Raw genomic sequence first — 18679 nt, 5'->3', positions numbered from 1 at the left:
TCCGATGCGAATAAGGTGGCTGAGTGCCGGTCTGGCCCTGTATTGCCTGGCCCAGAGCGCGGCGGCGGGAACGTTGCTGGTGGTTGGCGATAGTATCAGCGCCGGTTTTGGCCTGGATAGCCGCCAGGGGTGGGTCTCTCTGTTGCAGACCCGGCTGGAGAAGGAAGGTTTCGACGCCAAGGTGGTCAACGCGTCGATCAGTGGCGACACCAGTGCGGGTGGCCAGGCGCGCTTGCCCGCGCTGCTTGCAGCGCATAAGCCCAGCCTGGTGGTACTGGAGCTGGGCGGCAACGATGGCCTGCGCGGGCAGCCGCCTGCGCAATTGCAACAAAATCTTGCTTCGATGATCGAGCGCTCGCGGCAGGCTGGCGCCAAAGTGGTGCTGCTGGGCATGCGCCTGCCGCCCAATTACGGTGTGCGCTACACCCGTGCGTTTGCTAACGTGTATGAGCAGTTGGCGGCGGACAAAAAGGTCCCGCTGGTGCCGTTTTTCCTTGAAGGGGTAGGGGGTGTGCCAGAGTTGATGCAGGCTGATGGCATTCATCCGGCCCAGGGTGCCCAGCAGCGCTTGCTGGAAAATGCCTGGCCGGCGATAAAACCCTTGCTGTGATGCTTTAAACGGGGGCAGCTTTCGGCTAATGTTGCGCCCCCCGTTTCGAGTGCCACCGATGCCGCGCCCCGCCTGGTCCCTGTACGCCTACCAATTGATCGAGCCCGATGAGCAGCTTGACCTGTTTGCCTGCCAGGAGGTCCGCGTGCACCTGGTGGCCCGGCAGCTCGAGTTGGGTGTGCCGGTAGACCGTACCTTGTGCGGTGGGCTGCTGCCCGCGCAACCGCGCTGGTCGGGGGTGCCGCGCTCGATCTATCGCGATGGCCGCCTGTGCGAGCTGTGCCGGGCCATCCTCGATGCCCAGCGGCGGGGCATGCGCCCGGTGTGGCCTGAGCTGCACGGCAGCTGAACGACTCGCACCTTTCATCATCTGAAACGCTTGCCGCTCAGCAATGCCTCCCGCTGGCACCAGTGCAGGTGTACAATCGATCCTCTTGACCCACCTTTCGAAGGATTTACCGGATGTTGCCGCGCTTTCCTGCCGTCACCCGTAGCCTGTCCCTGGCCGCCCTGCTGGTAGCAGGCCCCGCTGCTGCGCTGGAGCTGCCACTGCCACCTCCTGGTGAAGACATCGTCGGCCAGGTGCATGTGATCAAGGCCAAGTACGAGGACACCTTCGCCGATATCGGCACCGCCAACGACCTCGGCTACCTGGAAATGATCGCTGCCAACCCGGGTGTGGACCCGTGGTTGCCGGGCGCCGGCACCGAGATCATCCTGCCCACCCGCTACATCCTGCCACCGGGCCCGCGCGAAGGCGTGGTCATCAACCTGGCCGAGTACCGGTTGTACTACTACCCGAAAGGTCAAAACGTGGTGTACACCTTCCCGCTCGGTATCGGTCGTGAAGGCTGGGGTTCGCCGATCGCCAACACCAAGATCATCGCCAAGACGCCGAACCCGACCTGGACCCCGCCCGCATCCATCCGCAAAGAGCACGCGGCAGACGGCGATATCCTGCCTGCGGTGGTGCCGGCAGGCCCGGACAACCCACTGGGGCCGTTCAAGTTCACCTTGGGCGTGCCGGGCTACCTGATCCACGGTTCGAACAAGAAGTTCGGTATCGGCATGCGCACCAGCCACGGTTGCTTCCGCATGCTCAACAACAACGTGTTGGAACTGTCCAAGCTGGTGCCGGTGGGTACGCCGGTGCGCATCATCAACGAGCCTTACAAGTTTGGTATCAGTGGCGGAAAGGTGTACCTCGAGGCACACACCCCGCTGGATGACCAAGGCAATCCGTCGGTAGTCGACAAGCATACCGCTGTCATCAATGCCTTGCTCAAGCGCGAAGACCTGGCCAACAACCTGCGCATGAACTGGGACATGGTGCGTGATGTGGTGGCTGCAGAAGATGGCATGCCGGTAGAAATTGCCGTACCGGTGGAAAACCAGGCAGGCACACCGGTGGTTTCCAGCATTCCCCCAGAACTGCAGTAAGGTAGTGGCGGTACAGGGAGGCCCGCCTTTGTGCGGGCCTTTTCGTTACAGTCGCAACGCCCGGCAAAGAGCAGGCAAAAAAAAGCCGACCCACAAGTGGGTCGGCTTCTTAACAATCCGTAAGGATTATTACTTGCGGCTGGCTTTGTCCAGCATACGCAGAGCGCGCTCGTTGGCTTCGTCAGCGGTCTGCTGAGCCTTCTGAGCGGCTGCCAGTGCGTCGTCAGCCTTACGGTAGGCTTCATCGGCACGGGCTTGAGCGCGAGCAGCTGCGTCTTCAGTCGCAGTCAGACGAGCTTCAGTTTCTTTGGAGACGCTGCTGCAACCGGTAGCCAGAACTGCGGCCAGAGCCAGAGCAGAGAATTTCAGAACGTTGTTCATCGTGTTCCCCTTCAAGGACTTTCTATTAAATAGCCATCTCTCGGAAAAGAGAAACTGGCCGGCGTACATAGTACTCATTACTTGTAGTAAGTAAACTGACTGAGCGCAAGAACTGCAAAAAAAATGTTGCTTGACGTGGCCCCGGCACGCTGTGCGAGCTGGGCGTGATCAACAACCTGCTGTGCCCGCAAGCAAGTGTAGTACAGGAACTTTTTTGTTGAACTAAGGGTGACTTGCACGGTCTTTCGGCGTCTTAAAGCCTAGAGCATCCGGCGGCTGCAGGGGCAACGGCATTAAGTGAAGAGGGTAGCGCCAAGCCCTTTTTAACTGTCGAAACCTTGAGTAAATCCGCATGCCGCGCCTACTATCTTGTGAGCGCCAGAAGACTCGAACGATTGCAAACGTCCAGTGGTCGTATGGGCAACAGGTGGCGTAGAGCATTCTGTGCCGGATTAAACCACCATCGGTTAAGGGAAGGGTCTACCTGAAAGACCTGCGAGGAGTAGTGATGAGCGAATCGTTGACCATCCACCATGACCAGGCCGGTCATCAGTTCGAGACCACCGTGGACGGTCATCGTGCCTACCTGACGTACATGGACCTGGGCAAGCAAACGCTGGATATCTATCGCACCTTCGTGCCTAACGCCCTGCGCGGCCGTGGCATCGCTGCCGCGCTGACCGAGCAGGCTCTGGCTTATGCCGAGCAGATGGGCTACACGGTGATACCGTCGTGTTCATACGTTGAGCGCTACATGGAGCGCCAGCAGCGGCACTCCACCAAAGCCTGAGCCAGGCCATGAGAGCGGGCCATGGTGAGCCCGCTCAGTAGGGCGTCAATCAGCCACGCTTGCGCTGCGGCAATACATCTTTGAGCTTGGCACGCATGCTGCGCAGCGTTTTTTCGGTTGCCGACCAGTCGATGCAGGCATCGGTAACCGACACGCCGTATTGCAGGTCTTCCAGGTTCTTCGGAATCGACTGGCAGCCCCAGTTCAGGTGGCTTTCGACCATCAGGCCGATGATCGACTGGTTGCCTTCGAGAATCTGGTTGGCGACGTTCTCCATCACCAGTGGTTGCAGGGCCGGGTCCTTGTTGGAGTTGGCGTGGCTGCAATCGACCATGATGTTTGCCTTGATCTTGGCCTTGGCAAGGTCTTGCTCGCACAGCGCAACGCTGACCGAATCGTAGTTGGGTTTGCCGTTACCGCCGCGCAGTACTACGTGGCCGTATGGGTTGCCCTTGGTGGTGACGATCGACACGCCGCCTTCCTGGTTGATACCCAGGAAGCGATGTGGCTTGGACACCGACTGCAAGGCGTTGATGGCGACGGTCAGGCCGCCATCGGTGCCGTTCTTGAAACCTACCGCCGATGACAGCCCCGAGGCCATCTCGCGGTGGGTTTGCGATTCGGTGGTACGGGCGCCGATAGCCGACCAGCTGATCAGGTCCTGCAGGTATTGCGGGGAGATAGGGTCCAGCGCCTCGGTCGCGGTCGGCAGGCCCATTTCCGCCAAATCCAGCAGCAGCTTGCGGCCGATGTGCAGGCCGTCCTGGATCTTGAACGAGTCATCCAGGTACGGGTCGTTGATCAGGCCTTTCCAACCGACCGTGGTGCGCGGCTTTTCAAAGTACACGCGCATGACCAGGTACAGGGTGTCGGACACCTCTGCGGCCAGTACTTTCAGGCGCTCGGCATATTCGTGAGCGGCCTTGATATCGTGGATGGAGCAAGGGCCGACCACGACGAACAGGCGATGGTCCTTGCCGTCGAGAATATTGCGCACCACTTCACGGCCGGCAGTCACGGTCTGCAGGGCCTTGGCGCTGAGGGGGATTTCCTTCTTGAGCTGATCAGGGGTGATCAGGGTCTCGTTGGAGGCAACGTTCAAGTCATCGATCGGTAAATCAGCCATCGTGTTACTCGTCAGGTCACGGGTGCCGGCCGCCAACAATCCCCGTGCGGCCCAGCAGCAAGAATAATCGCAACGGGGAGCCGAACCTTAGCGCGTTACAAGGGGCGGGACAATGGGCTGAGCCCAGTCATTGTGGGGTTTTTACCTGTACCAAGGGTTGAAGCGCGAATGGCCTGCCCAGCGTTGCCCAACCGGTGTAAAAAGAACGCCTACCTGTTAGCTGGAGATTGGCATGCATTCGCGCGCACTACGTATTGGCATCATTGGCAGTGGCGCCATTGGCGGCTTCTATGGGTTGATGCTGGCCAAGGCCGGTTTCGATGTGCATTTTCTGCTGCGTAGCGAGTACCCGGCGGTATGTGAGCATGGCCTGAGCCTGGACAGTGCCGAGCACGGCACGCTGCACATGAAGGTGCAAGCCTATGCCAGGGCCGCCGATATGCCGCCCTGTGACTGGTTGTTGATCGGGGCCAAGGCGACCAGCAACGACCAGTTGGCCCCGTTGATCGTGCAGGCTGCCGCACCGGGTGCCAAGGTGGTGCTGTTGCAGAACGGCCTGGGGGTCGAGGAGCAGTTGCGCCCGGCACTGCGCAGCGACATGCACCTGCTGGGCGGACTGTGCTTCATCTGTGTCAACCGGCAGGGGCCAGGGGTGATCCGGCATCAGGCCTTGGGTACCGTGAACCTGGGGTACCACAGCGGGCCTGCCAGCGATGGTGGTACGGCGCTGGTCAGTGAGGGCACAGGCTTGTTCCAGGCGGCGGGCATCGACTCGCACGCCATGCCGAACCTGGCGCTGGCGCGCTGGCAGAAACTGGTGTGGAACGTGCCTTACAACGGGCTCTCGGTATTGCTGGGTGCCAGCACCACTGCATTGATGGGCAACGCCGCCAGCCGTGAACTGGTCCTGGCGCTGATGGCAGAAGTTGTGCAGGGTGCCGCAGCATGCGGCCATGTGCTGTCGGAAGGCTACGCCCAACACCTGTTCCAGGTCACCGAGCGCATGCCTGATTACTGGCCCAGCATGTACCACGACCATGCACACAAGCGCCCATTGGAGTTGCAGGCCATTTATGCCGAGCCGCTGGCGCAGGCGCGGGCGGCTGGCTGCCGCTTGCCGCGCATGGAAATGCTCTACCAGGCGCTGTTGTTCATCGACCAGCACCAAGGCCGGGTCTGAGCGTTTCGAGGGGGTATTCCCGCCCCGATACAGCTCACCCGTGCAGCGCGCCGGACGGCGAAGCGTGCCTCTGCCGCGCTGCTAAGCTGAAGCTTGATCTGCCGCAGCGGCAGTCCAGGAGGTCGAATGATCCGCTCCATGCTGTACGCCACCGACCTCGGTGTCTATGCCCCGTTTGTCATGCAACATGCGCTGGCGCTGGCGCGGACATTCGGGGCTGAGTTGTACGTGATCCATGCGGTCGAGCCCATGGGCCAGTTCGCTGAATCTCTCCTGCAAAGCTACCTCGACGAGCAAACGCTCGACCAGTTGCACAGCCAGGGGGTGAATACGGTAATGGCCAATATAGAGCAGCGCGTGCTGGAGAACTTTCGCGATGAGCTGGGCGAGGAGGCCGACCTTGCCGTCATCAAGGCCGTACGGGTTCGCCAGGGCGATCCGGCGCAGGTCATTCTGGATCAGGCGCAACGGCTCAGTGTCGACCTGCTGATTTTTGGTAGCCACAGTGCCGGTGCCGGGGTGGATGTGCCAATCGGCCGCACGGCGGTGCGGCTGCTGCAACTGTCGCCGGTCCCGGTGTACATGGTGCCGTTGGCGCAGCATTTGGGGCGTAGGAAAACGTGAGCGCGGCTGTAGGGCATATCCTCAGCATGTAACAAAATTGTTCTAGATTTATTTCCGGAACCACTAATATAGTTATATATCGTCGCTGCTTGCTGCCGCTGACTCATCGCTGAACCGAGGGAAATCTATGAAGCTTCAACAACTGCGCTACATCTGGGAAGTGGCGCATCATGACCTCAATGTCTCCGCGACGGCGCAGAGCCTGTATACCTCCCAGCCGGGTATCAGCAAGCAGATCCGCCTGCTGGAAGACGAGTTGGGTGTTGAAGTATTCGCGCGCAGTGGCAAACACCTGACCCGCGTTACCCCGGCCGGTGAGCGCATCATCAATACCGCGGGCGAAATCCTGCGCAAGGTCGAGAGCATCAAGCAGATCGCCCAGGAGTTCTCCAACGAGAAAAAGGGCACGCTGTCCATCGCCACCACCCATACCCAGGCGCGCTACGCGTTGCCGCCGGTGATCAGCAGCTTCATCAAGCAATACCCGGAAGTGTCGCTGCACATGCACCAGGGCTCGCCGATGCAGATTGCCGAAATGGCCGCAGACGGTACGGTCGACTTTGCCATTGCCACCGAGGCACTGGAGTTGTTCGGCGACCTGGTCATGATGCCTTGCTACAAGTGGAACCGTTGCGTGGTCGTGCCGCAAGGTCACCCACTGGCCAAGCTGCCCAAGCTGACGTTGGAGGCCGTAGCCGAATACCCGATCGTGACCTATGTGTTCGGTTTCACCGGGCGCTCCAAGCTGGATGAGGCCTTCAACCACCGCGGCCTTACGCCGAAGGTAGTGTTCACTGCCGCCGACGCCGACGTGATCAAGACCTATGTGCGCCTGGGGCTGGGCGTGGGCATCGTTGCCGGCATGGCAGTGGACGCTAAGCTCGACAGCGACCTGGTGGCACTCGATGCCAGCGAGCTGTTCGAGGCCAGCATCACCAAGATCGGGTTCCGCCGTGGTACCTTCCTGCGCGGCTTCATGTGTGACTTCATCGAGAAGTTCGCGCCGCACCTGACCCGCGAAGTGATGGCCAAGGCAATCCAGTGCCACAACAAGCAGGAGCTCGAAGCCCTGTTCGAAGGGGTCGAGCTGCCCGTGCACTGAAACGAGAACAGCGGGGGCTTTGCGCCCCCGGTTCGACAGCGGCGTTAGGGTTTCAAGCCTTGCTGATCAGGTTGCCAGCGTGCAACCCGCACTCCTTCTGGGTGGACTCTTCCCACCACCAACGCCCTTCACGTTCATGCTGGTTCGGCAGCACCGGGCGCGTGCAGGGCTCGCAGCCGATGCTGATGAAGCCACGTTCATGCAGGCTGTTGTACGGCAGCTCCAGCATGCGGATATAACCCCACACTTCTGCGCTGCTCATCTGCGCCAGCGGGTTGAACTTGTACAGCGTGCGCTCGGGCGTGGAGAAGGCGCTGTCGATTTCCAGCGCTGCCACCTGGCTGCGAGTGCCAGGGCTCTGGTCACGGCGCTGGCCAGTGGCCCAGGCGCTGACGGTTGCCAGCTTGCGCCGCAATGGCTCGATCTTGCGAATGCCGCAGCACTCGCCATGGCCGTCCTTGTAGAAACTGAACAGGCCCTTTTCCTTGACGAATGGGTCAAGCTGGGCGCGGTCCGGGCTGAGGATTTCGATCGGCAGACCATACTGCTCGCGCACCTGGTCGATGAACCGGTACGTTTCCGGGTGCAGGCGGCCTGTGTCGAGGCTGAATACCTTGACCTGCTTGTTAAGCTTCCAGGCCATGTCGACCAGCACCACGTCCTCGGCGCCGCTGAAGGAAACCCACAGGTCGTCGCCGAAGTGCTCGAAGGCAAGCTTGAGGATGTCTTGCGGGGATTTGTTGGCATAGGTCGCGGCCAGGGCGGCGACGTCGAAGGGTTGGCTCATCAGGCGGTTTCCATCTTGGCTGTGGCGCTGTGCGCTCGTAGTGGGGGTGATGGTAACAAAAAAACAGGGTCTGGACGGGCTGGCGCTCACAGGCCTTGCAGTGTCTGCAGCAATACCCGCACCTTGGCAATCGACTCTTCGTACTCGGCCTGCCACTCGGAATCGGCCACCACTGCGCCGCCACCCCAGCAACTGACCTGGCCATCCTTGACCAGCAGGCTGCGAATGGCGATCGAGCTGTCCATTTCGCCACGCACGTCCACATACAGCAGGGAGCCGCAGTACAGTGCCCGCCGCGTGGGCTCCAGCTCGTCGATGATCTGCATGGCGCGGATCTTCGGCGCGCCGGTAATCGAGCCGCCAGGGAAACTGTCGGCGATCAGGTCCAGGGCGTCCTTGCCGCTGGCCAAACGGCCGGTAATGCTACTGACCAGGTGGTGCACGTTGGGGTAGCTCTCCAGGCTGAACAGTTCCGGTACCTTTACCGAGCCCACCTCGCAGGTACGCCCCAGGTCATTGCGCAGCAGGTCGACGATCATCAGGTTTTCCGAGCGGTCCTTGGGGCTGTGCAACAGCGCCTCGGCATTGCGCCGGTCTTCGCTCGGGTCGCTGGCGCGTGGGCGCGTGCCCTTGATCGGGCGGGTTTCAACCTGGCGTTGGCTGACGCGAATGAAGCGCTCGGGTGAAAAGCTGAGCAGGGCGCTGCCGTCGGCCAACTGCTGATAGCCCGAAAAGGGCGTCGGGCAGGCCTGGCGCAGTGCCTTGTAGGCCTGCCACGGGTCGCCCTTGCACGGCGCGCGAAAGCGCTGGGTGAGGTTGATCTGGTAGCAGTCACCGGCCTGGATATAGCGCTGCACCTGGTCGAAGGCGGCCTGGTACTGCGCAGGCTGCAAGTCGCCGGCCATGGGTGCGAGCAGCTGAAAGTCGCCATCGGGCGTGTGCTCGCTGCCGGCGAAGAAGCTGATCAGGCGTTCGCGCTCGTGTTGCGCCAGGCTTGGGTGAAACACCAGCTGGCTGGTGCCGCACTGGTGGTCGCTGACCAGCGCCCAGGCATACAGGCCCAGTTGCGCGTCGGGCAGCCCGAGGTCATCCACGGCGTTGCTTGGCAGGTGTTCAAGGCGGCGGCCGAAGTCATAGCTCAGGTAGCCGATCAGGCCGCCGGCGAAAGGCAGTTCTACGCCGCTGGGCAAATCGGCGCTGCCCAGGCGCGCCAGGCCCTCGCGCAGGCGGGCGAGAAAGGCGCGGCCATCCTCTGCGGGTTCGGCTTGCAGTTGTTGCAGCGGCCAGGCACTGAGCAGATCGAAACGCCCGCGCTCGGCACCAGGGCGGGCGCTGTCGAGCAGGATGGCACCGGGCGCCTGGCGCAGGCGGGCGAAATAGGCGGCTGGGTCGGGTTGGTAGGGCAGGGGGTGGAGCGTACAGGTCGGCATCAGTATGGACGGCGATGTAAAAGCGAGGAGGGCGATTGTAGACCTGTGCGGGAGCAGCGCCTAGCACTGGGCGCGACATTCAACCCTGTGTTTGGCGCCTGGGGCTGGTCGCGACGCAAGGCGGCTGCCCCAGGAGATGTGGCAGCCGCCCCGGCGATGTCAGCCTGGGTGTACGTGCCCGAACAAGCCCTGCGACACCTTCACCCGCTGCTCGACGTCCTCCGTCAGGCCGTCCTTGGCCAGCGCTTCGATGTGCGCTTCGATGGCATGGGTGCGCTGGGTCAACCCGCAGTCGTTGGCGATCTGGATGTTCAGCCCTGGGCGGGCGTTGAGCTCCAGAATCAGCGGGCCTTTGTCCTGGTCCAGGACCATGTCCACGCCGATATAGCCCAGCCCGCAAAGCTCGTAGCACCCGGCGGCCAGCTTCATGAAGCCGTCCCAGTTCGGCAGTTGCACGCCGTCCACCGCGTTGGTGGTGTCTGGGTGCTTGCTGATGATGTTGTTCAGCCAGGTGCCGCGCAGGGTCACGCCGGTAGCCAGGTCGACCCCTACGCCGATGGCGCCCTGGTGCAGGTTGGCCTTGCCGCCGGACTGCCGGGTGGGCAGGCGCAGCATGGCCATGACCGGGTAGCCCATCAGCACGATGATGCGGATGTCGGGCACGCCTTCATAGCTGATGCTCTTGAAGATCTGGTCAGGTGTGACCCGGTATTCGATCAGCGCCCGGTCACGGTGCCCGCCCAGCGAGTACAGGCCGGTGAGGATGCTCGAGACCTGGTGCTCGATTTCCTCGTGGCTCATGATCTTGCCGGAAACGGTGCGGTAGCGGTCCTCGAAGCGGTCGGCGATCACCAGGATGCCGTCACCGCCGGCCCCTTGGGCCGGCTTGATGACGAAGTCGTTGCGGCCGCCGATGATCTCGTGAAGCTTGTCGATCTGCTTCTCGGTCTCGATGACACCGTACATTTCCGGCACGTGGATACCTGCCGCGAGGGCGCGCTCCTTGGTGATGATCTTGTCGTCGACAATCGGGTACAGGCTGCGCTTGTTGTACTTCAGCACATAGTCTGCGTTACGCCGGTTGATGCCCATGATGCCCCGGGCCTCCAGGGCTTTCCACGTCTTGATCAGGCCAAACATCACACGTCTGCCTTTTTCACGAATGCCTTGAAGCGCATCAGCTCGGTCAGACGGTAGCCGCGATAACGGCCCATCGCCAGCATGAAGCCGACCAGGATCAGCAGCACGGCCGGGAAGGTGAACACGAAGTACACCAGCTCTGGCACCATCATCAGCAGGTGGGCCAGTGATGCGGCAAACAGGGTGCCGATGGCCACTTTCATGGCATGGCCGCCGCCACGCTCTTCCCAGGTGATCGACAGGCGTTCGATGGTCATGGTCAGGATCACCATCGGGAACAGGGCTACCGACAGCCCGCGCTCAAGGCCCAGCTTGTGGCTGAACAGGCTGATCGCCGCAATCAGCACCACGACGAAGGTCAGCACCACGGACAGGCGCGGCAGCATCTGCAGTTTCAGGTGCTCCAGGTACGAACGCAGTGACAGGCCCAATGCCGTGATGACCGTGAACAACACGATACCGAAGCCCAGCTGGGTTTCGCGGAAGGCCAGGGCGATCAGCACCGGGGTGAAGGTACCCAGGGTCTGGATACCGATCAGGTTGCGCAGCACCAGGATCACCAGCACACCAATCGGGATCATGACCATGATCATGAAGGTCTGCTGGGTTTGCAGGGGCAGGCCGTACAGCGAATATTCGAGGAAGTCGGCGTCGGTGTTCTCGTCAGTCAGCTTGGCCAGGCGAATGGCGTTCATTTCACTGTTGTTCATGCTGAACGTGACGTTGGCCTTCTTGCCGCCATCGACGGTAATCAGGTTGTCGTCACCGGTCCACCACAGCAGTCGGTCGCTGGGCAGGCCCTGTTCGCCCGTGTCCGGGTTGAAGTACAGCCAGTCGTTGCCGTTGTAGCTGCGCAGCCACAGCTCGGGGGTTTGCGGGGTGTCGGCCACCAGGCGGATGGTGTGCACCTTTTCCATCGGTACGTGGGCAATCGACAGCAGCAGGTCGATCACCTGGGCCTTTTTCATCGGTGAGGTATCGCCGGCCAGCAGCAGTTTGACGTTGTCATCGTTGAGGTTGTTGACCCGCTTGATGGTTTCGCTGACGAACGTCTCGACGTCGGCCGAATGCTGGCGGATAGGCGCCATCAGCGCCTCGGCGGCGATTTTTTCGGGGCCGTCGATGGCCAGGCTGTCACGGAAGGTCGGGCCTTTTACCGCGGTTTTTTCGTTGCTGTAGCGCTTGGTCAGCACCAGGCGGTAGTACAGCGTCTGGTTGCCGCTGGCGCGACGGGCCGACCAGGTGACCTTGCGGTTGCCATCGGCACGGTTGACGCTGACCCCGTAGTTGTTGGAGATGAAGCTCTCGTTGAGGCTGACGTAGTCGCGGTTCAGTGGCGGCACGAACATCTGCACCTTGACCGGGTCCTTGGTGCTGGCCACGAACTCGACCTTGGCGTCGATGTTCCACAGGTCGTCGGTTTCATCCTCGGTCACCGGTATGCCGAGGAAGAAGATCTGATAAGCCGTGACTGCCACGCCCAACAACACCAGTACGGTGATCAGGACTTTCAGATGGAGGGTAAGAGAGCGCATCGGGATTACTCTGCTTTGGGAGCGTCGGTGGCACAGGCAGGTTTGCCGGCCGCGTATTTAAGGCTTGGGTCGACCAGCGCGTCGAAGTGCTTGAGCGCCTCGGAGCCGATCAGCAGCGGGAACTGGAAGGCGCTGCGGTCGGTGAGGTTGACTTCGATGGTGCGCAGGGCCTGGCCCATGCAGATTTCGAGTTCGATGACCGGGCGGGCGGTGTAGGCCTTGCCCGATTCAGCATCATAGTCGCCCGCTCGGCGCTTGATTTTGCTGACGCGGGCCAGGGGCCGTTCGATCGGGTGCGAGTGGGCGGCATCGATGGCCAGGTAGAAGCGCACCCAGCTTTCGCCGTTGCGCTTGAAGCGCTTGATGTCGCGGGCGCTGAGCGAGGCAGTTTTGGCGCCGGTGTCGAGTTTGGCCGCCACTTCCAGGTCCAGGTCGCCCAGGCGTGCGTATTCATTGAGACCGTACACGGTCTTGCCGGCCGCCTGGCCAATGGCCGGCAGCAGGGTGAGGCAAAGCAGCAATAAAACGGGTGTGAGTCTCATAATCCTGGCGCGATGCAGTGCAAGGTTCTAGGCAAGGTTCAGGTCAAGGTGACTGGCAACTACTGCGCAAGCTTCCTCGTTCATCTGTCAACAAGCATGACTGCATGACAGACAGGCTATCCATACCCCATCGGAGGCGCGGCATTCTATCACGACGACGTATTGACGCCAGCGGTGCGCGATCTGACAGCGCTTGGCTTGCCTAAGTTCGTTCTTAGACGATTGTCGACAATATTGAATTTGTCTTTGACTTGATTGGCTTCGGTGGTTAACTTCTGGCGAAGAGATTTCCCAAGGTGTCGACAATATGCAAGACCTTTCCACCCCTGGCCCGATGCTGGCAGACGAATCGGAAACCTTGTCGGAAAACGTCTTCCGGCGTATTCAGGCGGCCATCGTCAAAGGGGAAATTGCCCCTGGCAGCAAGATCTCCGAGCCAGAGCTGGCACGCACCTATGGCATCAGCCGCGGGCCGCTGCGCGAGGCCATCCACCGCCTGGAAGGCCAGCGCCTGCTGGTGCGGGTGCCCCATGTAGGCGCACGGGTGGTATCGCTCAACCATGCCGAACTGATCGAGCTGTACGAGATTCGTGAGTCCCTGGAAGGCATGGCCTGCCGCCTGGCCGCTGAACGCATGAGCCAGGCCGATATCGACGAGCTGCGCCGGGTGCTCGATACCCATGAGCGGGATGCCGCGTTCCAGGCTGGCCTGGGTTACTACCAGCAGGAGGGCGACTACGACTTCCATTACCGCATCATCCAGGGCAGCGGTAACCAGACGTTGGTCAAGATGCTGTGTGGCGAGCTGTACCAGCTGGTGCGCATGTACCGTATCCAGTTCTCGGCCACGCCCAACCGGCCACGCCAGGCCTTTGCCGAACACCATCGCATTCTCGATGCCATCGCCGAACGTGACGGCGAACTGGCCGAACTTCTGATGCGCCGTCACATCGGTGCGTCCAAGCGCAATATCGAGCGTCACTATCTGGACGCCCACAACAATAACCCACGAGGTGAGAAATGACTGTGAACAGCACACCCGGTCAGCGTTTTCGCGATGCCGTCGCCGCTGAACACCCCCTGCAGGTGGTTGGCGCCATCAATGCCAACCATGCCTTGCTGGCCAAGCGCGCCGGTTTCAAGGCCATCTACCTGTCCGGTGGCGGCGTGGCAGCAGGCTCCCTGGGCCTGCCGGACCTGGGCATCACTGGCCTGGACGATGTGCTCACCGACGTGCGCCGTATCACCGATGTGTGCGACCTGCCGCTGCTGGTGGATGTCGATACAGGCTTCGGTGCCTCGGCTTTCAACGTGGCGCGCACCGTGCGCTCGATGAGCAAGTTCGGTGCGGCGGCGATCCATATCGAGGATCAGGTCGGGGCCAAGCGTTGCGGCCACCGGCCGAACAAGGAAATCGTCAGCCAGCAGGAAATGGTCGACCGTATCAAGGCAGCCGTCGACGCCCGCAGCGACGACAGCTTCGTGATCATGGCGCGTACCGACGCCTTGGCCGTCGAAGGCTTGAACGCTGCCCTGGACCGTGCCGCAGCGTGCATCGAGGCGGGTGCCGACATGATCTTCCCGGAAGCGATCACCGAGCTGCAGATGTACAAGACCTTCGCTGACCGGGTGAAGGCACCCATCCTGGCCAACATCACCGAGTTTGGCGCCACTCCGCTGTACACCACCGAAGAGCTGGCTGCGGTCGATGTTTCGCTGGTGCTGTACCCGCTGTCGGCGTTCCGCGCCATGAACAAGGCAGCCGAGAATGTGTACACCGCGCTGCGCCGCGACGGCACGCAGAAGAACGTGATCGACACCATGCAGACGCGCATGGAGCTTTACGATGCCATTGGCTACCACGCCTTCGAGCAGAGCCTCGACGCGTTGTTTGCCCAGAAGAAGGGCTGAGCCAGTGACAACACCAGCCCCGCATGGCAGCGGGGTTGCCCGCGAAAGGGCGGGTACAGGCAAGCCCGATTAGCCAGCCAGATTTCCATAACAAGTTCAAGAAAGGAGAAACACCATGGCCGAAGCAAAAGTACTCAGTGGCGCGGGCCTGCGTGGCCAGGTCGCCGGCCAGACTGCACTGTCCACCGTGGGCCAGGCCGGTGCCGGTCTGACCTATCGCGGTTACGATGTGCGTGACCTGGCCGCTGGTGCCGAATTCGAAGAGGTCGCCTACCTGCTGCTGTACGGCGAGCTGCCCTCCCAGGCTGAATTGGCCGACTACAAACACAAGCTCAAGGGCATGCGTGACCTGCCACCGGCACTCAAGGAAGTGCTCGAGCGCATTCCCCGCGACGCCCACCCCATGGACGTGATGCGCACCGGTTGTTCGGTGCTCGGTACCCTCGAGCCCGAGCTCACCTTTGAAGCCCAGCGCGACAAGACCGACCGGCTGTTGGCCCTGTTCCCGGCGGTGATGTGCTACTGGTACCGCTTCACCCACCATGGCGTGCGCATCGACTGCAGCAGCGACGAAGACACCCTGGGCGGCCACTTCCTCCACCTGCTGCACGGCAAGAAGCCCAGCGAGCTGCACGTCAAGGTCATGAACGTGTCGCTGATCCTCTACGCCGAGCACGAGTTCAACGCCTCGACCTTCACGGCCCGGGTGTGCGCTTCGACCCTGTCCGACCTGTATTCCTGCGTTACCGCAGCCATCGGCACGTTGCGCGGCCCGCTGCACGGGGGTGCCAACGAGGCGGCCATGGAGCTGATAGAGCGCTTCCAGAGCCCGCAGGAAGCCACTGCCGAGCTGCTGCGCATGCTCGAGCGCAAAGACAAGATCATGGGCTTCGGGCATGCCATCTACAAAGAGTCCGACCCGCGCAACGAGGTGATCAAGGGCTGGGCGAAGCAATTGGCCGATGAGGTGGGCGACAAGGTGCTGTACCCGGTTTCCGAAGCCATCGACAAGACCATGTGGGAACAGAAACGCCTGTTCCCCAATGCCGACTTCTACCATGCCTCGGCTTACCACTTCATGGGTATTCCGACCAAGCTGTTCACCCCGATCTTCGTCTGTTCGCGCCTGACTGGCTGGGCGGCGCACGTGTTCGAGCAGCGCGCCAACAACCGCATCATCCGCCCGAGCGCCGAGTATGTCGGCGTCGAGCAGCGCCAGTTCGTGCCGATCGAGCAGCGCTGAGGCATGGATCGCCAGGGCTGCTGCGCAGCCCAATCGCGGCACAAGGCCGCTCCCACAGGGACTGCGCAGCGCCCCCATTGGCGAGATCTGTATACCGAGTACCGTGACCGAGCCTGATAACGATATGAACACTGCATACCGCAAGCCCCTGCCAGGCACCGACCTGGACTACTTCGATGCGCGCGCGGCCGTCGAGGCGATCAAGCCCGGCGCCTACGACGGCCTGCCGTACACCTCGCGCGTTCTCGCCGAAAACCTGGTGCGTCGCTGCGACCCGGCCACCCTCGACGCCTCGCTGAGCCAACTGATCGAGCGCAAGCGCGACCTCGATTTCCCGTGGTTCCCGGCGCGCGTGGTGTGCCATGACATCCTCGGCCAGACCGCGCTGGTCGACCTCGCCGGCCTGCGTGACGCCATCGCCGACAAGGGCGGCGACCCGGCCCAGGTCAACCCGGTGGTGCCGGTACAACTGATCGTCGACCACTCGCTGGCTGTCGAGTGCGGCGGTTATGACCCGCAAGCGTTCGACAAGAACCGCGCCATCGAAGACCGACGTAACGAAGACCGCTTCCACTTCATCAACTGGACCAAGAAAGCGTTCAAGAATGTCGACGTGATCCAGCCGGGTAACGGCATCATGCACCAGATCAACCTGGAGAAGATGTCGCCGGTGGTGCACTGCGAACATGGCATCGCCTACCCGGATACCTGTGTGGGCACTGACAGCCACACCCCGCACGTCGATGCCCTGGGCGTGATCGCCATTGGCGTGGGTGGCCTGGAAGCGGAAAACGTGATGCTTGGCCGAGCATCGTGGATGCGCCTGCCGGAAATCGTCGGCGTCGAGTTGACCGGCAAGCTGGCGCCGAACCTCACCGCCACCGACCTGGTGCTGGCCCTGACCGAGTTCCTGCGCAAGCAGAAAGTGGTCGGCGCCTACCTGGAGTTCCACGGTGAAGGTGCGCGCGCCCTGACCCTGGGGGACCGCGCGACCATCTCCAACATGGCCCCGGAGTACGGCGCCACGGCGGCCATGTTCGCCATCGACCAGCAGACCATCGATTACCTGCGCCTGACCGGCCGTGAAGAACAGCAGGTCAAACGGGTGGAAACCTATGCCAAGGTCGCCGGCCTCTGGGCCGACAGCCTGGCCGGCGCGGTATACGAGCGTACCCTGAGCTTCGACTTGTCGAGCGTGGTACGCAACATGGCCGGCCCGTCCAACCCGCATGCCCGCGTGGCCACCAGCGAGCTGGCGGCCAAAGGCATTGCCGGTAGCTGGCAGCAAGTGCCAGGGCAGATGCCTGATGGTGCGGTGATCATTGCCGCCATCACCAGCTGTACCAACACCAGCAACCCGCGCAACGTGATCGCCGCAGGCCTGATTGCACGCAACGCCAACAGGCTGGGCCTCACCCGCAAGCCGTGGGTCAAGTCATCGCTGGCCCCGGGCTCCAAGGCGGTGCAGCTGTACCTGGAAGAGGCTGGCCTGGAGAAAGAACTGGAGCAACTGGGCTTTGGCATCGTCGCCTTCGCCTGTACGACCTGCAACGGCATGTCTGGCGCCCTCGACCCGGTGATCCAGCAGGAAATCATCGACCGTGACCTGTACGCCACCGCCGTGCTGTCGGGCAACCGCAACTTCGACGGGCGTATCCACCCGTATGCCAAGCAAGCCTTCCTGGCCTCGCCACCCTTGGTGGTCGCCTATGCGATTGCGGGCACCATTCGCTTCGACATCGAGAAGGACGTGTTGGGCGTGGTCGATGGCCAGGAAATCCGCCTCAAGGACATCTGGCCCAGTGACGAAGAGATCGACGCCGTGGTGCGTGCGGCGGTCAAGCCGGAGCAATTCCGCAAGGTGTACATCCCGATGTTCGCCATCGAGGAAGACCGCGGGCCGAAAGTGGCACCGTTGTATGAATGGCGGCCAATGAGCACCTATATTCGCCGGCCGCCGTACTGGGAAGGCGCCTTGGCCGGTGAGCGGACCCTGCGTGGCATGCGGCCGCTGGCGGTGCTGCCGGACAACATCACCACCGACCACCTGTCGCCATCCAACGCGATCATGCTCGACAGTGCTGCGGGCGAGTACCTGGCGAAAATGGGCCTGCCAGAAGAAGACTTCAACTCTTACGCCACCCACCGCGGTGACCACCTGACCGCCCAGCGCGCGACCTTTGCCAACCCCAAGCTGTTCAACGAGATGGTGCGCAACGCAGACGGCAGCGTGAAGCAAGGCTCGCTGGCGCGAATCGAACCGGAAGGCAGGGTGACCCGCATGTGGGAGGCGATCGAGACCTACATGCAGCGCAAGCAGCCGCTGATTATCGTGGCCGGTGCCGACTATGGCCAGGGCTCATCGCGTGACTGGGCGGCCAAGGGCGTGCGCCTGGCCGGTGTCGAGGCCATTGTCGCAGAAGGTTTCGAGCGCATTCACCGCACCAACCTGGTAGGCATGGGCGTGCTGCCGCTGGAGTTCAAACCCGGCACCGACCGCAAGACCTTGGGGCTGGACGGTAGCGAAACCTATGACGTGCTGGGTGCGCGTACGCCGCGCGCTACGCTGACCCTGGTGATTACCCGGGCCAGCGGCGAGCGCATCGATGTGCCGGTGACCTGCCGCCTGGACACGGCCGAGGAAGTGTCGATCTACGAAGCGGGCGGGGTGCTGCAACGCTTCGCCCAGGACTTCCTCGAAGCTACCGCCTAACCCTAAGAGCAGGGGCCGCGTTGCGGCCCATCGCCGGCGAGCCAGCTCCCACAGGAGTCGCGCAATCTCGATGGCAGCACGGTCCCTGTGGGAGCTGGCTTGCCGGCGATGGGCTGCAAAGCAAT

Annotated in this window: 18 protein-coding genes; 11 read left to right on the top strand and 7 right to left on the bottom strand. The window is 62.2% G+C overall.

Annotated features, from left to right (window positions below; all coding sequences use genetic code 11):
- Positions 1–4 precede the first annotated feature (4 nt).
- The 3 genes from FPB55_RS15975 to FPB55_RS15965 all read left to right on the top strand — a co-directional run bounded on the left by FPB55_RS15975 (position 5) and on the right by FPB55_RS15965 (position 2050).
- Positions 5–610 carry an arylesterase gene (locus tag FPB55_RS15975; protein ID WP_009683844.1) on the top strand — a complete coding sequence of 202 codons (606 nt, stop codon included), beginning with the start codon at positions 5–7 and terminating at the stop codon, positions 608–610.
- 58 nt (positions 611–668) lie between these two features.
- Positions 669–959: a hypothetical protein gene (locus FPB55_RS15970; RefSeq protein ID WP_009683845.1), complete on the top strand. Its 291-nt coding sequence runs from the start codon at positions 669–671 to the stop codon at positions 957–959.
- Positions 960–1072: 113 nt separating this feature from the next.
- Complete coding sequence (locus FPB55_RS15965; protein ID WP_054912008.1) at positions 1073–2050, top strand: L,D-transpeptidase family protein; 978 nt, start codon at positions 1073–1075, stop codon at positions 2048–2050.
- Between the two features lie 129 nt (positions 2051–2179).
- On the opposite strand, the gene oprI is transcribed toward FPB55_RS15965, so the two are convergent.
- Complete coding sequence (oprI, locus tag FPB55_RS15960) at positions 2180–2431, bottom strand: outer membrane lipoprotei OprI (RefSeq protein ID WP_003259780.1); 252 nt, start codon at positions 2429–2431, stop codon at positions 2180–2182.
- Positions 2432–2939: 508 nt separating this feature from the next.
- Here oprI and FPB55_RS15955 point away from each other — a divergent pair.
- The gene (locus FPB55_RS15955) at positions 2940–3221 is read left to right on the top strand and encodes a GNAT family N-acetyltransferase (protein ID WP_009683847.1); all 282 of its coding nucleotides are present in this window, start codon (positions 2940–2942) and stop codon (positions 3219–3221) included.
- A gap of 49 nt (positions 3222–3270) precedes the next feature.
- Here FPB55_RS15955 and FPB55_RS15950 read toward each other — a convergent pair whose 3' ends face one another.
- Positions 3271–4347, bottom strand: coding sequence for a 3-deoxy-7-phosphoheptulonate synthase (locus FPB55_RS15950; RefSeq protein ID WP_009683848.1), 1077 nt, complete (start codon positions 4345–4347; stop codon positions 3271–3273).
- 232 nt (positions 4348–4579) lie between these two features.
- Here FPB55_RS15950 and FPB55_RS15945 point away from each other — a divergent pair, with 232 nt between their 5' ends.
- From FPB55_RS15945 to cysB, 3 genes are all read left to right on the top strand, one after another.
- Positions 4580–5527, top strand: coding sequence for a putative 2-dehydropantoate 2-reductase (locus tag FPB55_RS15945; RefSeq protein ID WP_144188642.1), 948 nt, complete (start codon positions 4580–4582; stop codon positions 5525–5527).
- 126 nt (positions 5528–5653) lie between these two features.
- Positions 5654–6151: a universal stress protein gene (locus FPB55_RS15940; RefSeq protein ID WP_009683850.1), complete on the top strand. Its 498-nt coding sequence runs from the start codon at positions 5654–5656 to the stop codon at positions 6149–6151.
- Positions 6152–6278: 127 nt separating this feature from the next.
- Positions 6279–7253: an HTH-type transcriptional regulator CysB gene (gene cysB, locus FPB55_RS15935; protein ID WP_009683851.1), complete on the top strand. Its 975-nt coding sequence runs from the start codon at positions 6279–6281 to the stop codon at positions 7251–7253.
- 52 nt (positions 7254–7305) lie between these two features.
- Here the strand turns inward: cysB and FPB55_RS15930 are convergent, their stop codons facing one another.
- The 5 genes from FPB55_RS15930 to FPB55_RS15910 all read right to left on the bottom strand — a co-directional run bounded on the left by FPB55_RS15930 (position 7306) and on the right by FPB55_RS15910 (position 12687).
- A complete protein-coding gene (locus FPB55_RS15930) occupies positions 7306–8040 on the bottom strand; it encodes a phosphoadenylyl-sulfate reductase (RefSeq protein WP_009683852.1) in 735 nt (244 codons plus the stop codon).
- Between the two features lie 86 nt (positions 8041–8126).
- The gene (pabB, locus tag FPB55_RS15925; protein WP_144188640.1) at positions 8127–9470 is read right to left on the bottom strand and encodes an aminodeoxychorismate synthase component I; all 1344 of its coding nucleotides are present in this window, start codon (positions 9468–9470) and stop codon (positions 8127–8129) included.
- Positions 9471–9629: 159 nt separating this feature from the next.
- Positions 9630–10610, bottom strand: coding sequence for an alpha-L-glutamate ligase-like protein (locus FPB55_RS15920; protein WP_009683854.1), 981 nt, complete (start codon positions 10608–10610; stop codon positions 9630–9632).
- A complete protein-coding gene (locus FPB55_RS15915; RefSeq protein WP_029884945.1) occupies positions 10610–12145 on the bottom strand; it encodes an inactive transglutaminase family protein in 1536 nt (511 codons plus the stop codon). Before FPB55_RS15915 ends, FPB55_RS15920 begins: the two co-directional genes overlap by 1 nt.
- A 5-nt stretch (positions 12146–12150) precedes the next feature.
- Complete coding sequence (locus FPB55_RS15910; protein WP_029884944.1) at positions 12151–12687, bottom strand: ATP-dependent zinc protease; 537 nt, start codon at positions 12685–12687, stop codon at positions 12151–12153.
- 307 nt (positions 12688–12994) lie between these two features.
- On the opposite strand from FPB55_RS15910, the gene FPB55_RS15905 reads away from it, so the two are divergent.
- The 4 genes from FPB55_RS15905 to acnD all read left to right on the top strand — a co-directional run bounded on the left by FPB55_RS15905 (position 12995) and on the right by acnD (position 18554).
- Positions 12995–13711 carry a GntR family transcriptional regulator gene (locus tag FPB55_RS15905; RefSeq protein ID WP_009683857.1) on the top strand — a complete coding sequence of 239 codons (717 nt, stop codon included), beginning with the start codon at positions 12995–12997 and terminating at the stop codon, positions 13709–13711.
- Positions 13708–14598: a methylisocitrate lyase gene (prpB, locus tag FPB55_RS15900; RefSeq protein ID WP_029884943.1), complete on the top strand. Its 891-nt coding sequence runs from the start codon at positions 13708–13710 to the stop codon at positions 14596–14598. Before FPB55_RS15905 ends, prpB begins: the two co-directional genes overlap by 4 nt.
- A 115-nt stretch (positions 14599–14713) precedes the next feature.
- Entirely contained in the window at positions 14714–15841 is a 1128-nt protein-coding gene (prpC, locus tag FPB55_RS15895; protein ID WP_009683859.1) for a 2-methylcitrate synthase, read from the top strand.
- Between the two features lie 124 nt (positions 15842–15965).
- A complete protein-coding gene (gene acnD / locus FPB55_RS15890; RefSeq protein WP_054881603.1) occupies positions 15966–18554 on the top strand; it encodes a Fe/S-dependent 2-methylisocitrate dehydratase AcnD in 2589 nt (862 codons plus the stop codon).
- The last annotated feature ends 125 nt before the right edge of the window (positions 18555–18679 follow it).

The sequence above is a fragment of the Pseudomonas sp. BJP69 genome, assembly GCF_007633355.1.
Classification (GTDB): Bacteria; Pseudomonadota; Gammaproteobacteria; order Pseudomonadales; family Pseudomonadaceae; genus Aquipseudomonas; species Aquipseudomonas juntendi.
The sequence above is the reverse complement of the archived record's forward strand: the minus strand, read 5'-3'. Positions and strand labels throughout refer to the sequence as shown.